Consider the following 17,110-nt stretch of genomic DNA (forward strand, 5'->3'; position numbering starts at 1 on the left):
TCAACCCTCCCGCTTTTCAAAGTCGATGCGCGGATCGACAAAGACGTACATCAGGTCCGACAGCAGCCCGATGAAAAGCCCGATCATCGAGGTGATGAACAGCGTGCCGAAGATCACCGGGTAATCGCGCGCCACCGCCGCCTCGAACCCCAGCCGGCCGAGACCGTCGAGCGAAAAGATCGTCTCGATGATGATCGACCCGCCAAAGAACACGCCGATGAAAACGCCGGGCAGGCCGGCGATCACGATCAGCATGGCGTTGCGGAAGACGTGGCCATAGAGCACGCGGCTTTCCGACAGGCCCTTGGCGCGGGCGGTCATGACGTAGTGTTTCTTGATCTCGTCGAGAAAGCTGTTCTTGGTCAGCAGGGTCAGCGTGGCAAAGGCCGAGATCGTCGAGGCGATGATCGGCAACGCGAGGTGCCAGAAGTAGTCCGGGATCACGGTGCCCAGGCAATAGAGCGGCTGGAAATTCGCGTTGAAGTGGTAGATCGGCAGGATCAGCCACCAGCGCTGGAACGCCAGCGGCGCGCAGGCATTGGCGTCGATCCCGTCGCCCAGCAGCCCGCGCAACGGGAAGATCTGCCAATAGCTGCCGCCCGCGAACAGCACCAGCAGCAGGATGGCAAAGAGAAAGCCGGGGATCGCGTAGGCGACGATGATCACCCCCGAAGTCCAGGTGTCGAACCCCGACCCGTCGCGCACCGCCTTGCGGATGCCCAGCGGGATCGACACGATGTAGGCGATCAGGGTTGACCACAGGCCCAGCGAGATCGACACCGGCATCTTTTCCAGCACCAGGTCGATGACGCTGATCGAGCGAAAGTAACTCTCGCCAAAGTCGAGCGTCATGTAGTTCCACATCATGTTCAGGAAGCGCTCCAGCGGCGGCTTGTCGAAACCGAACTGGCGTTCGAGATCGGCGATGAACTCGGGCGGCAGGCCGCGGCGGCCGACGCTGTCCTCTCCTCCGGTGCTGGCCTCCACCTCGGCGCCGCCGCCGGCGATGCCCTGAAAGACATCGCCCTCACCTTCGATCTGGGCGATGATCTGTTCGATCGGGCCGCCCGGCACGAACTGGACCAGCGTGAAGTTGATGATCATGATCCCCAGCAGGGTGGGGATGATCAGCAGCAGTCTGCGGAGGATATAGGCGGCCATCGGGTATCAGAGCTTCCCGGCGGCGCGCAGGGCCTGGGCCTTTTCCTCGTCCCACCACCAGATGGAGGTCTGCCCCATGGCCAGAGGGGGCGGCGTGTCGGTGTAGGGGCGGCCAAACACGTCGCGGTAGGCGATGTTGTGTTCGCCCTTGTACCATTGCGGCACCCAGAGGTGCATGGCGCGCAGGACGCGGTCCAGCGCGCGGACGGCGGTGTCCAGTTCCTCGCGGCTCTTGGCGTCGGCGATGATGCGGATCAGCTTGTCCACGCCTTCGTTTTGCAGGCCGGCCACGTTGACCGAGCCGGGCACATTCGCGGATTCCGAGCCGAAGATCTGCTTCAGCTCCTCACCCGGCGTCTGGCTCATGGAAAAGCGCTGCGTGACGATGTCGTAGTCGAAGTTCTTTTCGCGCTCCTGGGCCTCGGCCGGGTCCACCCGGTTGGCGCTGGCGGCGATGCCCAGCCGCTTGAGGTTCTCGATGTAGGGGTTGATGATCCGGTCAAAGCTGGGGCTGTCGTTCAGCACCTCGATCTCCAGCTTGACCCCGTCCTTGTAACGGATGCCATCGTCGCCGACGATCCATCCCGCGTCTTCGAGCAGCTTGCCCGCGGCGCGCAGCGCGCGGCGGTCCGCCAGGTTGTCGGCGTTGGAGGCGGGCGGCGAATAGGCCGGTTCGGTGAACACGGTTTCGGGGAAGAATTCGCGCAGCGGCTCCAGCAGCGCCAGTTCGGCCTCGGACGGCATGCCTTCGGCCTGAAGGGTGGGCGAGTTTTCCCAGAAGCTGTCGGTGCGGGCGTAGAGATTGTAGAACAGCGACTCGTTCGACCATTCAAAGTTGAAGGCCATGCCGATCGCCTCGCGCACGCGCGGATCGGAGAACTTGTCGCGGCGCAGGTTGAACCAGAAGCCCTGCGTGCCTGCCGGACGGCCGTCAGGCAGCGTCTCGACCTTGACGTGACCGGCCGCGATGTCGGGGAAATCGTAGGAGGTGCCCCAGACCTTGGAGGAGAACTCCTCGCGGAACAGGTAGGCGCCGCCCTTGAAGGCCTCGAAGGCGGTGGTGTAGTCGGCGAAATACTCGAACTTGATCACGTCGAAGTTGTTCTGGCCGACGTTGACCGGCAGGTCCTTGGCCCAGTAGTCATCGCGCCGCTTGTAGGCCACGGTGCGGCCCGGATCGACCTCCAGCAGGTCGAACGGGCCCGATCCCATCGGCGGCTCCAGGCTCGACTCGGCGAAATCGCGGTCGGCGTAGTAGTCCTTGGAGAAGATCGGGATGCCGCCGGCCGTCATCAGCAGTTCGCGCAGCGGGCCTTCGGGATCGAAGGTGAACTTGACGGTGTGATCGTCCAGCGCCTCGACCGATTTGAAGAACTGAAAGGTGGTCTTGTAGGTCGGTGTGCCCTTTTCCAGCAGGACGTTGTAGGAAAAGACCACGTCCTGCGCGGTGACCGGTGTGCCATCGCGGAACTTGGCCTCGGGGCGCATGTGAAAGATCACCCATTCGCGGTTCTCCGGGTACTCGAGGCTTTCGGCCACCAGGCCGTACATCGCGTCGGGCTCTTCGAGGTTGCCGGTCAGCAGCGAGTCGTAGAACACGGTAGACCCGGCGGCGGCGTTGCCCTTCAGGATGTAGGGCGTGAGGCTGTCGAAGGTGCCGAAAGCCCAGGTCGAGAATTCGCCGCCCTTGGGCGCATCCGGGTTCACGTAGTCGAAATGGGTGAAGTCCGGGCCATATCTGAGATCGCCGAAGGTTGATACGCCATGCGCCTTGATCACGGTTTCCTCGGCCGAGACGCTCAGCGCCGCGACGCCGATCGCCAGCGCCATGAGGGCGGTGGCCAGCGCCGCGCAGCGTGGCCGTTCGGCGCTGCGTGCCATGACCCGGGCCTGAGGCTGTGCGCGTTTTCCCAACATGAGCCGGATGACCTCCTGTGTGTGATCGGTTCGCTGCCGTATCTTGTGGATTTAAGCTAAGGGTGGAGTTCGACCACATTCAAGGACCGAATGCGCCCGCGCCGGGATGAAATCACCGTGAGCGGGGCGTGTCGCCCTTGCGCGGGGCGGGTGACGGGCTAACGGCCCTGGCAGACAAGAAAAGGGCCGCTGCCCGATGTGGGAGCGGCCCGATGTCCAGACGCTGACGTCGACGGTCAGCCGCCGGTGGTCTGCAGGTAGGCGATCAGGTTCACGCGGTCCTCTGCCTTGGGCAGACCGGCAAAGCCCATCGAGGTGCCCGGCGCAAAGCCCTTGGGGTTCTCGAGGAAGTGGAACAGGTTCTCCGTGGTCCAGACCTCGGCCACGGCGCTGAGCGCGCCCGAGTAGCCAAAGCCGCCGACACTGCCCACCGCGCGATCGACCACGCCATTCAGGTGCGGACCGGTGCCGTCGGTGCCGTCCAGCTTGTGACAGGCGCGGCACTTGCCCCAGACTTTCTCGCCTTTTTCCGCATCGGCCGCGGCCATCATCGTCGGGAAATCGGCGGCCGCCTCTTCGACCGGGGCGTCGCCCTCTTCGACCGCGATGACAAAGCCGGAGGCGTGCTCTTCGCCGCCGTGGCCGCCGCCGGTGTGGTACAGGCTCTCCGCGGCCCATTTGCCCATCAGAAAGATCAGCAAGGCGCCGCAGATGCCGCCGACGATCTTGGTAAAGGTCATGGTATCGAACATGGGTAGCCCTGCTTGGTTTATGTCGGTGTCGCGCGGGTATCTATTGCTTTCCATCCCCCTGGGCAAGCGTTAGAAGCCGCGACCAATCGCCCGCTTGCGGCGGGCTGTGCGACAAGGGGCCTGAGATGACACAACGGATCGCCTTCCAGGGAGACCTGGGCGCCTATTCCCACCAGGCCTGCGCCGAGGCGCGGCCCGACGCCGAGGTGCTGCCCTGCCGCACCTTCGAGGAGGTGATCCGCGCCGTGCGTGACGGCCGCGCGGACCTCGCCATGCTGCCGGTCGAGAATTCGACCTACGGACGGGTCGCGGACATCCACCGCCTGTTGCCGGAGTCGGGGCTGCGCATCGTCGACGAGGCCTTTGTCCGCGTCCACATCAGCCTGATGGCGCTGCCGGGCGTGCAGATCGAGGCGCTCAAGCGGGTGCGCGCGCATCTGGTTCTGCTGCCGCAGGCCGCTGCCTTCCTGTCGGAATATGGCATCGAGGGTGTCGCCGCCGCCGACAGCGCCGGGGCCGCCGCCGAACTGGCGAAAAAGGGCCTGACCGACGAAGGCGTGCTGGCCTCCGACCTTGCCGCCGAGATCTACGGCCTGCACATCCTGGCGCGCCACATCGAGGACCACGCCCACAACACCACCCGTTTCCTGCTGATGTCGCCCGAACCCGACACCTCGCGGCGCGGCACGCACGGCATGATGACCACCTTCATCTTCCAGGTGCGCAACATCCCGGCGGCGCTCTACAAGGCGATGGGCGGTTTTGCCACCAACGGCGTCAACATGACCAAGCTGGAAAGCTACATGGTGGGCGGCTCCTTCACGGCGACACAGTTCTATGCCGACATCGAGGGGCACCCGGACGATCCGGAGGTCCGCCGCGCGCTCGAGGAACTGGACTACTTCACCGACATGCTGGAGATCCTCGGCGTCTACCCGCGCGACCCCAAGCGCGACTGAGCGTCACCTCAGATCAGCAGGCCACCCGCGCCTTCGTGGCGCAGCAGCCAGACCTTCGTCTCGACCCCGTGCGCGCCCGAGAAGCCGCCCAGCCCCTGCGCCCCCAGAACCCGGTGGCAGGGAATGATCAGCGGGATCGGGTTACCGCCGCAGGCCTGCCCCACCGCCTGCGCCGGGGCGGACAGCGCCTTGGCGATGGCGCCGTAAGTCGTCGTTTCACCAAAGGGAATTGCGGCGATCTGTGCGCAGACGGCGCGCTGGAAGTCGCTGCCGCCGACCCGCAGCGGCAGGTCGAAGACGGTCAGGCGCCTGGCGAAGTAGTCGGCGACCTGCGCCGCCGCCCTGCGCAGCAGCGGCGTGTCGTCCCGCGCACCGCTGGCGGTCCAGGCGGCCGAGGTGATCGCGCCGTCGGTTTCGGTGATCTCGAAAACGCCGGTGGGTGTGTCGAGGCAGAGGCGGGGCATGTCGCAGGGTGCGCCCAAGTCCGCGGCTTGGCAAGCGGTGGAACACGGCAGCTTCGGGAACCTGCGGCACAGGATGTCGCTTCCAGACGCGCCGGGGCCGCACTGGCCGGGCAAGCATCCCGGAAAAACGTGAGGACCTCATGACGACTGGATTCATCGGACTGGGCGCGGTGGGCGCCAAACTGGCGGGCAACCTGCACCGCAACGGCGTTGCGCTGACGGTCTTCGACCTCGACGCCGACAAGATGGCGCCGTTCCTGGCCGAGGGCGCGCAGTCGGCAACCTCTGCTGCCGACGTGATGCAGCGCTGCGACACGGTGATCACCTCGCTGCCCAGCCCGGCCGCGTCGGAGGCGGTGCTGGCCGAGATGCTGCCACACATGGGCCGGGGCAAGACCTGGGTCGAGATGTCGACCACCGACCCGGCGGTGATCGTCGAACAGGCGGCGCGGGTCGCGGCCACCGGCGGCATCGCGGTCGAGGCGCCGGTGTCGGGCGGTTGTCACCGCGCGGCGACGGGCAACATCTCGGTCTTTTGCGGGGGTCCGCGCGCCACCTTCGAGGCGGTGCTGCCGCTGCTCACCATCCTTGGCCGGCAGGTGCTGCACACCGGCGAGGTGGGCACCGCGTCCAGGCTGAAAGTGATGACCAACTACCTGGCCACGGCCAACCTGCTGACGCTGTGCGAAGCGCTGGCCACGATGAAGGCGGCGGGGCTCGACATGGCCACCACCTACGAGGCGATCCGGATTTCCTCGGGCACGTCTTTCGTCCACGAGACCGAAAGCCAGCTGATCCTGTCGGGTAGCCGCGATGTCGACTTCACGCTGGACTTGGTGATGAAGGACATCTCGCTGTTCCAGGGGCTGGCCGATGCGCACGGCGTGCCGCTGGAAATCTCGCCGCTGGTCATCGCCATGATCCAGGATGGACAAAGGACCTTTGGTCCGCGCGAACAATCCGACCGGATGATCGAGCGGCTGGAACGCGCCATCGGGATGGACGTGCGGGCCGACGGGTTTCCGCTGGAATTGGTCGATGACCAGCCACCGGCGATCGGCGCCGAGGTGATCGTCCGCCGTTGATGCTGATCACGCGAGTGGCGCAGCGCCCGCCGCGCTGCCGCCGCACAGGCATGGGCGCCGGCACATCCATCTTTGGTCCGGAATTATCCCCGGGGGGGTTCGGGGGCAGCGCCCCCGGCCGGTCGGATCGCGGCAGGCGATCCGAAACCTCTCATTTGGACTGCTGGCGGATAGGGGCAATGCCGGGCGCGAAGCGGCGCCAAGCCACTTCCCCCCGGGCAGCGCGCGCATTAGGAGGAAGGCGCGCGGCACAAAGGGAGCAGGTATGGCAAGCGAAGAACTGGCACGGATCACGGCGTCGGCGCCGCGGCGCTTCATCGGGGTGGGCGCCATGCTCGGTCTGGGGGCGCTGCTGCTGTACATGGCGCTGTCCACCGGCGGCATGCACTTTCTCTGGCAGGCCACGCTTGGGGGCTTGGGCCTGGGCGCGCTGTGGCTGGCGCAAAAGACCTGGCAGTCGACCGGGCATGTGCTGATCCTGACGGAACAGGCCCTGACCGACAGCGACGGCACGCTGCTGGCGCGGATCGACCAGATCGAGCGGGTCGATCGCAGCGCCTTTGCCATGAAGCCGTCGAACGGATTCCTGGTGATCCTCAAGCAGCCCGGTCCGCGGGTCTGGCGGCCCGGTCTGTGGTGGCGCATGGGCCGGCGGGTCGCCGTGGGTGGCGTCACGGCGGGGTCGCAGACGCGGCCGGTGGCCGACATCATGAGCCAGCTGCTGATCCAGCGAAAGGACGGCTGAAAGGCCGCGCGGGCGGCGCGGCCTTTCGGATACCTGGCTGGAGCCCCGGCGTTCAGACGCCGCTGAAGACGATCTGCGGGCTGTAGCGCGGACGGGTAAAGCTGTAGGTGGTGATCTCGAAGGTATCGAGGCCGACGTTGAAGATCGGGTCGAAGGTATCCCAGGTCTCGACGATGATCAGCTGTTCGCCGGGCAGACCCTGCGGCAGACGGCCGGCATAGGCGGGCATGTCGGCGTTCTGCAACTGCGGGTAGTCGCCGCGTTCCTCGGACCAGACCACCTGCCAGCCGAGGTCACTGTCGTACTGCACCACGGTCACGCGCAGGTCGGTCTCGGCGGCGGTGCTCTTGGTCAGGTGGCGCAGCATCTGGCTGGCGTTGGCGATGTAGTCGGGGGTGATGGCCGCGGTCTCGCGCGAGATCATGTCGCTGATCACGTAGTTGGCCTTCTGGTTCACGGCCTGCTGGCGGAAGGCGTCGAAGTAGGTCCAGCCGACACCGAATATGAACAGCAGCGCGGGAAAGACGATGATCGCCTCGACGTTGACGTGGCCGCGGGTGTCGCGTGTGAAGGTCCTGAACATGGCAGCGATGGACATCTGAGCGCTCCTTAGCTGGGCTCGAAGACGAAGGCGGAGGTCGACACGATGGCGGTATAGCCTTCGGCGTCCTTGGGCAGGCTGGCGTTCAGCGTCGCGGCCGGGGTCAGTGGCCGGAACTTGTAGCAGGCGCGCAGGAACATCAGCTGGCCGCCGCCGCCGTGGCGAAAGGTCCGCTGCGGGGTCGCCGCCTGGCTGATGTCGGCGCAGTCGGCCGATTGCGGCGGCGCGGTGTAGTTGCGCATGTCCAGCGGGATCATCTCGAGGTGCAGCGTCTGCATGCAGCCCGGCAGCACGGTGGTCTTGGCGCAGATATTGGCCTTGAGCGCGTCGTGCGTGGGGTTGGTGACGCCGATCTTGACCTCGCGCACCGCCTGGTCGAGCGCACGCTCGAGCTGGACGCTGCGGACGGTGATTGTGCCGACCTCGATGGAGGAGACGATGATCGCCACGAAGAGCGGCACCCAGAGGGCGAAGGCGACGACCGCGGTGCCATCTTCCTCGGCGCGGAAGCGACGCAGGGTCTTGAGGGACGAACGGATCATTGGGTCAGCCTCAGTTGGGTGATGGTGTTGGCGATGGAGGCAAAGGTCTCGGTCAGATCGGCGCCTTGCACGTCGAAGAAATGGGCCGGCGAGGAGGCGCAGTTGCTCATGGCGTCCAGGCCGCGCTGGGGTGCCTCGAAGCCGATGGCGAAGACCACGACACCCTGGGCCTTGGCGGCATCGCAGATCGCCTCGAGCCGGCTGTCGGCCTGGTCGGGGCCGGCAATGGACGTGTAGGCATAGTAGATGTCGGAGTACTCGGCGTAGGTCACGTAGCCGTCGTTGTAGGGCCGCGAGTAGAATTTCGAGCCGACAGCCCGGGTGCCGAAGCGGGCGAACAGCTCGGCGTTGGCCATGCGGCGTGCGCTGGCATCGCCGTCGGGCGTGTTGCGGTAGCGGTAGCTCGCCGAAGAACTGTCGAAACGCGGCCAGTACCAGACATCCGGGGTGGTTCCGGGGTTGTCACGCACCAGCACGGAAAAGCGGTCATCGGTGAGCGAGGCGGTGCCGCGATCGTCGATCCAGACGTTGGAGTTGCCGAACTTGTACTGCGCCTTAAGATCGTACTGGGTGGTATTTTCGCCGTCGGTCATGACCACGATGTACTTGCTGGTCTCGGGGTCCGAGTAGTCGGCAGGGCGTGCGGCGAACTGCGACTCGACCAGGCCGTCATAGGCCATGTCCGAGATCGCCGGGCGTGCCGCCGGGTCAAGTAGGGCGGTGCCCCATTTCACGCCGAGATCGATGGCGGTGTTGCCGCCAGAGTTGAGTGCGTCAATGTGTGCCTTGAGTTGCGCGGCGTCCGAACTGTGCGCCAGAACCGCGCCAGTCGCGCCGGTATAGCACCAGGGGCTGGGGATCTGGGTGGTATTCACGTTCGTGCTGTTGAGGTCGAAATGGGCCAGTCGGGTCAACGTCTGATCTGGGGTGATGCCCGTCTGGTCAAAGTCGGAGGGCTGGAAGATCACGCAGCTCGAATAGTTGTGCACTGTGTCCAGCGTGAAATAGCTGGCGGCAACAGGCCCCAGGTTCACGTTCGCGTTGTACGGCACAATGGAGATCGTTGTCAGCGCGTCGCTGTCCGGCGGCATCAGGATGTCGACGAAATCGCGGGCAGCGCTGCGCATGTGCACGATCTTGTTGTTCCAGCCCATCGAGCCGGAGATGTCGAGCACCATCGAGATCTCGACGTTGGCGGTGGCATGTTCGGCGGCGGCCAGGCCGTAGGCGTCCAGCGTGTCGACGCCGATCAGCGACATGAAGTCTGAGGGGATTGTCGAGTGCCCGCTCGCGGTCACCCGCTTGGCGGTCAGCGACTGGTCGACCTGCACATCGGTCAGCGCGTCGGACAGGCCCATGGCGGCAAAGTACTGGGCCACCACCTGCTGGGGGTCCCCGGCGTTCTTGATGTCAGCGGCGGCCAGCACCGCGCGGTCCAGTGTGTTCTGCACCTTGGTACGGCGCAGTTCGGCCTGCATCATGTCGACACCGACACCGCCAAAGACCATCATCACCAGCGATCCGACGATCGCCAGGTAGGACATGTTGCCAGACCGGTCCGTCCAGAAGGCCCGCAGATGCGAGGCCGCGGTCGACACGGCGCGGGGTGCGGACAGCGCCGCAGGGCTTGTCATCGTCTTCATAAACTTGGCACCTTTCTTCCGGACTTCCGGGTTGGCCCCCCCAACCGGAACCGGTGCAGTTTGATGACAATTTTATGCCATTTCATGATGGCGGAATTGCGGCGGGCGAGGGCACATTTCAACGGGTCAGGCGGCGTCAACCGGAACAGTCGGCAGGTGCGGAGGGGTTTGTTTCCCGGGGTGGCACGTTTTCCGCATCCGACCGTGTGCGGCCCCGCGCGGCCTGCCCTGATTCTGACAAAACCGGGGTTGGGAGCCTGGTGCGGCCGCGTTAGGCTGCCCGCGACGGTCCGGTTCGAGCGGGCCGTCGCGCCCCAGAAAGGGAGATCCCAGATGACTCTGTCCAAGCCCAATCCCGTCGTGCCGCAGAACGAGCCGACGTTCCGCCAGTCGGTCGACCTGATGTACAACCGGGCGGTGGCGCTGATGGACCTGCCACCGGGGTTGGAGGAAAAGATCAGGGTCTGCAACGCCACCTACACGGTCCGTTTCGGCGTGCGGCTGCGGGGCAAGATCCAGACCTTTACCGGCTACCGGTCGGTGCATTCCGAACACATGGAACCGGTCAAGGGCGGCATCCGCTACGCCACCTCGGTCAACCAAGACGAGGTCGAGGCGCTGGCCGCGCTGATGACCTACAAATGCGCGCTGGTCGAGGCGCCGTTTGGCGGATCCAAGGGCGGGCTCCGCATCGACCCGCGTCAGTACGATGAGCAGGAACTGGAGCAGATCACCCGCCGTTTTGCCTATGAGCTGATCAAGCGCGACCTGATCCATCCCAGCCAGAACGTGCCGGCCCCCGACATGGGTACCTCCGAGCGCGAGATGGCCTGGATCGCCGACCAGTACGCGCGGATGAACACCACCGACATCAACGCACGCGCCTGCGTGACCGGCAAGCCGACCACCTTTGGCGGCATCCAGGGCCGGACCGAGGCGACCGGGCGCGGCGTGCAGTACGCCCTGCGCGAGTTCTTTCGCCACCCCGAGGACGTCATGAAGGCGGGCCTGTCGGGCACGCTGGACGGCAAGCGGATCATCGTGCAGGGGCTGGGCAATGTCGGCTACCACGCGGCAAAGTTCCTTCAGGAAGAGGACGGCGCGCGGATCACCGGCATCATCGAGCGCGACGGCGCGCTGGTCGATCCGAAAGGGCTGCCTGTGGAGGAGGTGCGCAACTGGATCATGCGGCATGGCGGCGTCACCGGCTATCCCGGCGCCACTCACGTGGCCGAGGGCGCAACAGTGCTGGAGCAGGACTGCGACATCCTCATCCCGGCGGCGCTGGAGGGCGTCATCAACCTGTCGAACGCCCGCGCCATCAGGGCGCCGCTGATCGTGGAAGCCGCCAACGGGCCGATCACCGCCGGGGCGGACGACATCCTGCGGGCGCGCGGCACGGTGATCCTGCCGGACATGTACGCCAATGCCGGCGGCGTGACGGTGTCCTATTTCGAATGGGTCAAGAACCTCAGCCACATCCGCTTTGGCCGGATGCAGCGGCGGCAGGAAGAGGCCCGCCACCTGCTGATCGTGCAGGAGCTGGAGCGGCTGTCGGCGGACGAGAACCTGGGCTGGACGCTGTCGCCCGACTTCAAGGCGCGCTACCTGCGCGGCGCGGACGAGCTGGAACTGGTGCGCTCGGGGCTCGATGACACGATGCGCACGGCGTATCAGTCGATGCGCGAGGTCTGGCATGACCGCGAGGACGTGACCGACCTGCGCACCGCCGCCTTTATCGTGGCGATCGGCCGGGTGGCGGCCAGCTATCGCGCCAAGGGGTTGTGACCCGGCAGGCCTGATCGACCAGCGCGCGCGCCTCTTGCGGCACATCGCCCACGGCGGCCCGCGCACCCAGGATGCCCGGGTGTGCGCGGATCGGACCGCGCCTGTGGGGCGATCCGGCACCCCGTTCAACTTGCCGAAAATCGGCGGCTTTCGTCACTCTTCCGCCGCATTTCCGGCCGGAGGGTTGACCGAATCTTACCCGAAAAAAGCTCCTGTTCGGCCGCAAATGCCAGGCGCGGCGAAACCGGAGAAACAAGATGGCCCGATTTCCAATCTTCCGCCGCTCGACCTCGTCGCAGGCAATTTCCGCTGCACAGCGTTTTGCCCGGGACGAGGCGGGGAACGTCACGATCTACTCGGTCTACATCACGCTGCTCGTGCTCACGATCTCGGGGGCCTCGGTCGACCTGATGCGGCAGGAGGCATCGCGCACCCGGCTCCAGACGACACTGGACCGCGCCGTGCTGGCCGCCGCCGATCTCGACCAATCCCAGGACCCGCAGGCCGTGGTGACCGACTACGTCGCCAAGGCCGGGCTGGACAGCTACGTCACCTCGGTCGATGTCCAGATGGGGCTGAACGAACGCACGGTCAGCGCCGATGCCCACAGCAGCCTGTCGACGATCTTCCTCAAGATGTCGGGACATGACATGCTGCCGGCCAACGCGCTGGCCACCGCCGAAGAACGCATCGCCAACGTCGAAATCAGCCTCGTGCTCGATATCTCGGGGTCGATGCGGTTCAACAACCGGCTGGAAAACCTCAAGCCTGCTGCCAAGGCCTTTGTGGAAAAGGTCATGTCCGACGGCACCGACAGCGTCACCACGCTGAACCTGATCCCCTTCGCCGGGCAGGTGAACCCCGGTGACATCATGTTCGACTACTTCCTGGGCAAGCGGCCCAAGATCAAGGGCAACAACGGCTGGGGCAACGGTGACCAGGACGCGCCCGGCAATTCTCTTTGCAACAACAACGCCGAGAACTACGACGAGGGCCTCGCCGATCCGTCCTGCGCGGATGGCACCAACGGCGCCGCGTCGGGGTTCTTTGCTGCCTGGCCGCAGGCGATCTCCAACATCGTGGTCTACTTCGACACCGATGGCGACGACGCCTACGACGTGGCGCACAAGATCCAGAGCTTCCCCGAAACCGCCTCGCGCGATGTCGACGACTTTTTCAAGGGCGCCGTGGCCTACATGATCGCCCAGGACAGCCGCCTGACGAATTTCGACCAGTTCCTCGGCATCTCGATCAAGGGCGGCAACGAGAAGAACCGCTATTTCCAGGTCAAGGGCAACCTCAACGGTGCCACCTCGGACCAGGGGCCGACCAAGAACACCGGCAAGATCCCCGGCAGCACCTATTCCTACAACCAGATCGACTATGTTGCCTGGGAAGCGGCCTATGCCGGCCCCGTCGCCGAAGAGGTCGCGCCCGCGGTCAACGTCAACTTGCCCGGCACCTGCATCGAGGTCGACAATTTCGAGTTCGCCAATTCGATGCTGCCGGTCTCGGACGAGTATGTGCCGATCTTTCACCACTGGGCGATCGACCGCAGCGTGATGGACTGGGGTTGGTGCCCCGGCCAGCAGATGGCGGTGCAGTATTACTCTGCCGATCCGGTCCACCTGTCGCAGTTCATCGACGACATCCGGATGCACGACGGCACCGGTGCGCAGGTCGGGATGAAATACGCCCTGGCGCTGCTGGACCCGACAACGCGGGACGCAGTCAGCCACATGATCGACGCCGGTCTGATCGAAGCCCGCTTCGAAGGTCGCCCGATCGACTGGAACGACCCGGAGACAGAGAAATACATCGTCATCATGACCGACGGTCAGGTGACCGACCAGTTCCGCCCGACCGATCCCGACGCGCCGATCAATGCGGAGGTCGAGCTGTTGGAACAGGGCTCCGGGAACTACACTGTGCGCACCGCGCGGTCCGTGAACCTCGGCAACCTTTACCAGCAGTGCGATCTGGCGCGGGAACGGGGCGTCACCGTCTTTACCATCGCCTTCGAGACGACAGCCACTGCCGCCGAGGAAATGCGCCTCTGCGCCTCCTCCGACAGCCACTTCTTCCACGTGCAGGGCGGCGAGATCTTCGACGCCTTCGACAGCATCGCGCGGCAGATCAATAACCTGAGGCTGATCCAATGAGCAGCCTTTCAGGAACCTTCCTTAACGAAACCTATCCGAAAGTATGCCCTGACTCGTTAAAATTCACGGTTTTGTACCGGGTTGTGCCAGATTGCGCCCCATTCCCGGCTCAATTCCTAACCATTCCTTACTCTCGCCAGAGTGGCAATACGCTGCGGGAGAAAGACCTTGGAACACAGAAACTATTCATGGGGGACTGCCCGCCGATTCTGGGTGCGGCAGGACGGAAACATAACGATCTTCGGGGTGTTCATGACCCTGTTGATCCTGGTTGTTACCGGTGCGGCGGTGGACATCATGAGATATGAGTCCCAACGCGCCCTGCTTCAGACAAGCATGGACCGCGCCGTACTTGCTGCGGCCGATCTCGACCAGGACATGGCCCCGGAGGCCGTGGTCAACGACTACCTCGCCAAAGCCGGTCTCGGCGATGCGCTGGCCGGTGTCGCGGTTGAAAAAGGGCTGAATTTCAGCACGGTGTCGGCCTGGGGCGAGACTACGATGCCCACGCTTTTCCTGCGGATGAGCGGCTACGACACCATGTCGCCGCCCGCGCTTGCGACCGCCGAGGAAAAGATCGCCAACGTGGAGATCAGCCTCGTGCTCGACATCTCGGGATCGATGCGCTTCAACGACCGTATCGGCAAGCTCAAGCCGGCGGCGCAGAACTTCGTTTCGAAAGTGATGGCCGAGGAAACGAATGGCATCACCACGCTCAATCTCGTCCCCTTCGCCGGAAGTGTGAACCCGGGCGACTCGCTTTTCGACTACATGCGCGGTGTGCGTCCCAAGCTGAACCAGAACAACGGCTGGGGCAACGGCGACCAGGATGCACCGGGCTACTCGCTGTGCAACAACAACGCCGAGAACCACGACGAAGGCCTGGCCGATCCGTCCTGTTCCGATGGCAGCGCCACAACCACGACGACCACCACAAGTGGACCGCCGGTTGGCGGATACTTCGAACCCTGGGGTCAGGCGATCTCGAACATCGTGATCTACTTCGACACGGACGACGACGACATCTACGACGTTGCCCACAAGATCGAGGATTTCCCGGAAAGCGCCTCGCGCGATGTGGATGACTTCTACAAGGGCGCCGTGGCCTACATGATCGCCCAGGACAGCAAGCTGACCAACCCGAACCAGTTCCTCGGGATTTCCATCAAGGGCGGCAAGCAGCAGACGCGTTACTTCCAGGTCAAGGGCGACAAGACTGGCCCGGCCTCGGACCTTGGCCCGACCAAGAACAACGGCAAGATCCCGGGCAAAACGTACCGCTACAACCAGATCGACTACGTGCTCTGGTCGACGTCCTACGTCGCGCCGATACCCGAGCAGGTGGATGACCCGACCTCGGAAGACCCGAACAAGAAAGTGAACGGCCCGACCAACATCAACATGCCGTCCTCCTGCGTCGAGATCGCCAACAACGAGTTCGACACCACCGCTTTGCCCACGTCCAAAGACTATATCCCCCACTTCCATTTCTGGCCGTACGACGCGCCGACAATGGACTGGGGTTGGTGCCCAAGCGAGGAGTCGACCGTTCAGTACTACTCGTCGAACAAGGACATGCTGATCAACTACATTGCCCAGATGCGCCTGCATGACGGCACGGGCACGCAGTACGGCATGAAATATGGCCTGGCGCTGCTGGACCCGGTCAACCGCGACGAGGTGAGCTACCTGATCCAGGAAGGCATCGTCGACCCGCGCTTCGAAGGACGGCCAATTGATTGGCATGATCCGGAGACCGAGAAGTACATCGTCATCATGACCGACGGCAACACCACGGACCAGTTCCGTCCCAACAAGCCGAAAGATGCCATCAACGGCGCGGTGGAACTGCAGGTGCAGGGTTCGGGAAGCTACTACACCATGTCGGCGCAGAGCAACAACGTCTCTAACCTGATGAAGCAGTGCAACCTGGCGCGTCAGCGCGGGGTGACGGTCTTCACCATCGCCTTCGAGACCAGCGCCAGCGCCTCTGCCGAAATCGGCGCCTGCGCATCGTCGGCCAGCCACCACTTCCATGTCCAGGGTGACGAGATCTACGACACCTTCGACACCATCGCGCGCCAGATCAACAACCTGAGGCTGATCCAATGACCCATCGTCTTAAGAATGTGTTGAACAGGTTCCGCAAGGATGAGGACGGTTCCAGCACAATCGAATTCTCGCTGTACTTCACCGTCTTCTTCTTCATCCTCGCGGCATCTGTCGAGATGGGGTACATGAACCTCCGACATGCGCTTCTGGAGCGTGGCCTTGACCTGGCCACGCGGGAAATCCGGCTCAACACCGGCAACATTCCCACCTACGAGGAAGTGCGGGCCAAGATCTGCGACGAGGCCGTGATCGTCGACAACTGTGCCGCGAACCTGAGGCTGGAGATGGTCGAGGTGGACCCGCGCAACTTTGCCGCGATCCCGCCGACCGCCGATTGTCAGAACGCCGAGGAAGAGCCGCACCCGGTGCGCAACTTCAACCCCGGCCTCGACAACCAGCTGATGCTGATGCGCGCCTGCCTGAAGTACAAGCCTGCCATGCCGGGCACCTCCTTTGGCATGGCTCTGCAAAAGGACGAGCAGGGCTTCACCCAGATGGTCGCCACGTCGGCCTTCGTCCAGGAACCGAGGTAATCGCCATGACCCATTCCTCCCTCTTTCGCCACCTGCGCCGCTTTGCCGGGGATACCCGGGGCAACATCTCGCTCGAGGCGCTGATCTGGCTTCCCTTCATCCTGTTCGTGCTGGGCGCGACCTTTTCCCTGCACGATGCCTTCCGCTACAAGGCGCTGAACACCAAGGCGGCCTACACGATCTCCGACGCCATCTCGCGCGAGACGGACCCGATCGATCCGTCCTACCTGGACGGCATGGTGGAGTTGCTGAACTTCCTCGTGCGGCCCGGCGGCGACTCATCCCTGCGGGTGACGCTGGTGCGCTATGACGGCAACACCAACGCCTACCAGACGGAGTGGTCCAAGACCCGTGGCAGCATGACCGAGTTGCAGACCGCGCAGCTGGTCGAAATGCACGACCGACTGCCCACCATGCTGCACAACGAGCGGGTGATCGTGGTCGAGACCGAGACCTACTACGAGCCGCCTTTTGCCCTGCCAGGGCTGACCGATGCGGGCCTGTTCTACAACTACGGCTTCACACGCCCGCGGTTTGCGCCCAAGATCGTCTGGAGCGACAGCTGATCCGCGACAGCTGCGCGCAGGCCTAGCCGAAGCAGGCAAAAACGTCATGGCCCGTCGCTCGAGGACATTGATCCCGGGCG

At 64.5% G+C, this 17,110-nt stretch carries 15 protein-coding genes; 8 read left to right on the forward strand and 7 right to left on the reverse strand.

Annotation, left to right across the window (positions count from 1 at the left end):
* The 3 genes from MAA8898_RS18205 to MAA8898_RS18215 form a co-directional block, all read right to left on the reverse strand.
* Window positions 1-1,161 (reverse strand): microcin C ABC transporter permease YejB, encoded by a 1,161-nt coding sequence (locus tag MAA8898_RS18205; protein WP_094022453.1) that lies wholly within the window; start codon window positions 1,159-1,161, stop codon window positions 1-3.
* 6 nt (window positions 1,162-1,167) lie between these two features.
* The gene (locus MAA8898_RS18210) at window positions 1,168-3,042 is read right to left on the reverse strand and encodes an extracellular solute-binding protein (RefSeq protein ID WP_094022454.1); all 1,875 of its coding nucleotides are present in this window, start codon (window positions 3,040-3,042) and stop codon (window positions 1,168-1,170) included.
* A gap of 272 nt (window positions 3,043-3,314) precedes the next feature.
* The gene (locus MAA8898_RS18215) at window positions 3,315-3,830 is read right to left on the reverse strand and encodes a c-type cytochrome (protein WP_094022455.1); all 516 of its coding nucleotides are present in this window, start codon (window positions 3,828-3,830) and stop codon (window positions 3,315-3,317) included.
* 125 nt (window positions 3,831-3,955) lie between these two features.
* Here MAA8898_RS18215 and MAA8898_RS18220 point away from each other — a divergent pair, with 125 nt between their 5' ends.
* Window positions 3,956-4,789: a prephenate dehydratase gene (locus MAA8898_RS18220; protein WP_094022456.1), complete on the forward strand. Its 834-nt coding sequence runs from the start codon at window positions 3,956-3,958 to the stop codon at window positions 4,787-4,789.
* 8 nt (window positions 4,790-4,797) lie between these two features.
* Here the strand turns inward: MAA8898_RS18220 and MAA8898_RS18225 are convergent, their stop codons facing one another.
* Complete coding sequence (locus tag MAA8898_RS18225; protein ID WP_094022457.1) at window positions 4,798-5,253, reverse strand: methylated-DNA--[protein]-cysteine S-methyltransferase; 456 nt, start codon at window positions 5,251-5,253, stop codon at window positions 4,798-4,800.
* 8 nt (window positions 5,254-5,261) lie between these two features.
* On the opposite strand from MAA8898_RS18225, the gene MAA8898_RS18230 reads away from it, so the two are divergent.
* Both MAA8898_RS18230 and MAA8898_RS18235 read left to right on the forward strand, forming a co-directional pair.
* Window positions 5,262-6,338, forward strand: a complete 1,077-nt coding sequence (locus MAA8898_RS18230) for an NAD(P)-dependent oxidoreductase (protein WP_281252896.1) — start codon at window positions 5,262-5,264, stop codon at window positions 6,336-6,338.
* Between the two features lie 265 nt (window positions 6,339-6,603).
* A complete protein-coding gene (locus MAA8898_RS18235) occupies window positions 6,604-7,083 on the forward strand; it encodes a hypothetical protein (protein WP_094022459.1) in 480 nt (159 codons plus the stop codon).
* 52 nt (window positions 7,084-7,135) lie between these two features.
* Here MAA8898_RS18235 and MAA8898_RS18240 read toward each other — a convergent pair whose 3' ends face one another.
* The 3 genes from MAA8898_RS18240 to MAA8898_RS18250 are packed head-to-tail and all read right to left on the reverse strand — an operon-like array spanning window position 7,136 to window position 9,869.
* Window positions 7,136-7,681: a TadE/TadG family type IV pilus assembly protein gene (locus tag MAA8898_RS18240; protein WP_094022460.1), complete on the reverse strand. Its 546-nt coding sequence runs from the start codon at window positions 7,679-7,681 to the stop codon at window positions 7,136-7,138.
* A gap of 11 nt (window positions 7,682-7,692) precedes the next feature.
* The gene (locus MAA8898_RS18245; RefSeq protein WP_094022461.1) at window positions 7,693-8,226 is read right to left on the reverse strand and encodes a TadE/TadG family type IV pilus assembly protein; all 534 of its coding nucleotides are present in this window, start codon (window positions 8,224-8,226) and stop codon (window positions 7,693-7,695) included.
* A complete protein-coding gene (locus MAA8898_RS18250) occupies window positions 8,223-9,869 on the reverse strand; it encodes a TadE/TadG family type IV pilus assembly protein (protein WP_094022462.1) in 1,647 nt (548 codons plus the stop codon). The genes MAA8898_RS18245 and MAA8898_RS18250 overlap by 4 nt, the downstream gene beginning before the upstream one ends.
* Before the next feature lie 333 nt (window positions 9,870-10,202).
* Between MAA8898_RS18250 and MAA8898_RS18255 the strand changes: the two genes are divergently transcribed.
* The 5 genes from MAA8898_RS18255 (at window position 10,203) to MAA8898_RS18275 (ending at window position 17,030) form a co-directional block, all read left to right on the forward strand.
* The gene (locus MAA8898_RS18255) at window positions 10,203-11,657 is read left to right on the forward strand and encodes a Glu/Leu/Phe/Val family dehydrogenase (protein ID WP_094022463.1); all 1,455 of its coding nucleotides are present in this window, start codon (window positions 10,203-10,205) and stop codon (window positions 11,655-11,657) included.
* A gap of 257 nt (window positions 11,658-11,914) precedes the next feature.
* Window positions 11,915-13,819, forward strand: a complete 1,905-nt coding sequence (locus MAA8898_RS18260) for a TadE/TadG family type IV pilus assembly protein (RefSeq protein WP_094022464.1) — start codon at window positions 11,915-11,917, stop codon at window positions 13,817-13,819.
* Window positions 13,820-14,071: 252 nt separating this feature from the next.
* A complete protein-coding gene (locus MAA8898_RS18265; RefSeq protein WP_094022465.1) occupies window positions 14,072-15,931 on the forward strand; it encodes a pilus assembly protein TadG-related protein in 1,860 nt (619 codons plus the stop codon).
* Window positions 15,928-16,464: a TadE/TadG family type IV pilus assembly protein gene (locus MAA8898_RS18270; RefSeq protein WP_094022466.1), complete on the forward strand. Its 537-nt coding sequence runs from the start codon at window positions 15,928-15,930 to the stop codon at window positions 16,462-16,464. Before MAA8898_RS18265 ends, MAA8898_RS18270 begins: the two co-directional genes overlap by 4 nt.
* Before the next feature lie 5 nt (window positions 16,465-16,469).
* Entirely contained in the window at window positions 16,470-17,030 is a 561-nt protein-coding gene (locus MAA8898_RS18275; protein WP_094022467.1) for a TadE/TadG family type IV pilus assembly protein, read from the forward strand.
* Window positions 17,031-17,110: the final 80 nt, after the last annotated feature.

Origin of the sequence: Antarctobacter aquimaris (assembly GCF_900184945.1) — a bacterium.
Taxonomy (GTDB): domain Bacteria; phylum Pseudomonadota; class Alphaproteobacteria; order Rhodobacterales; family Rhodobacteraceae; genus Maliponia; species Maliponia aquimaris.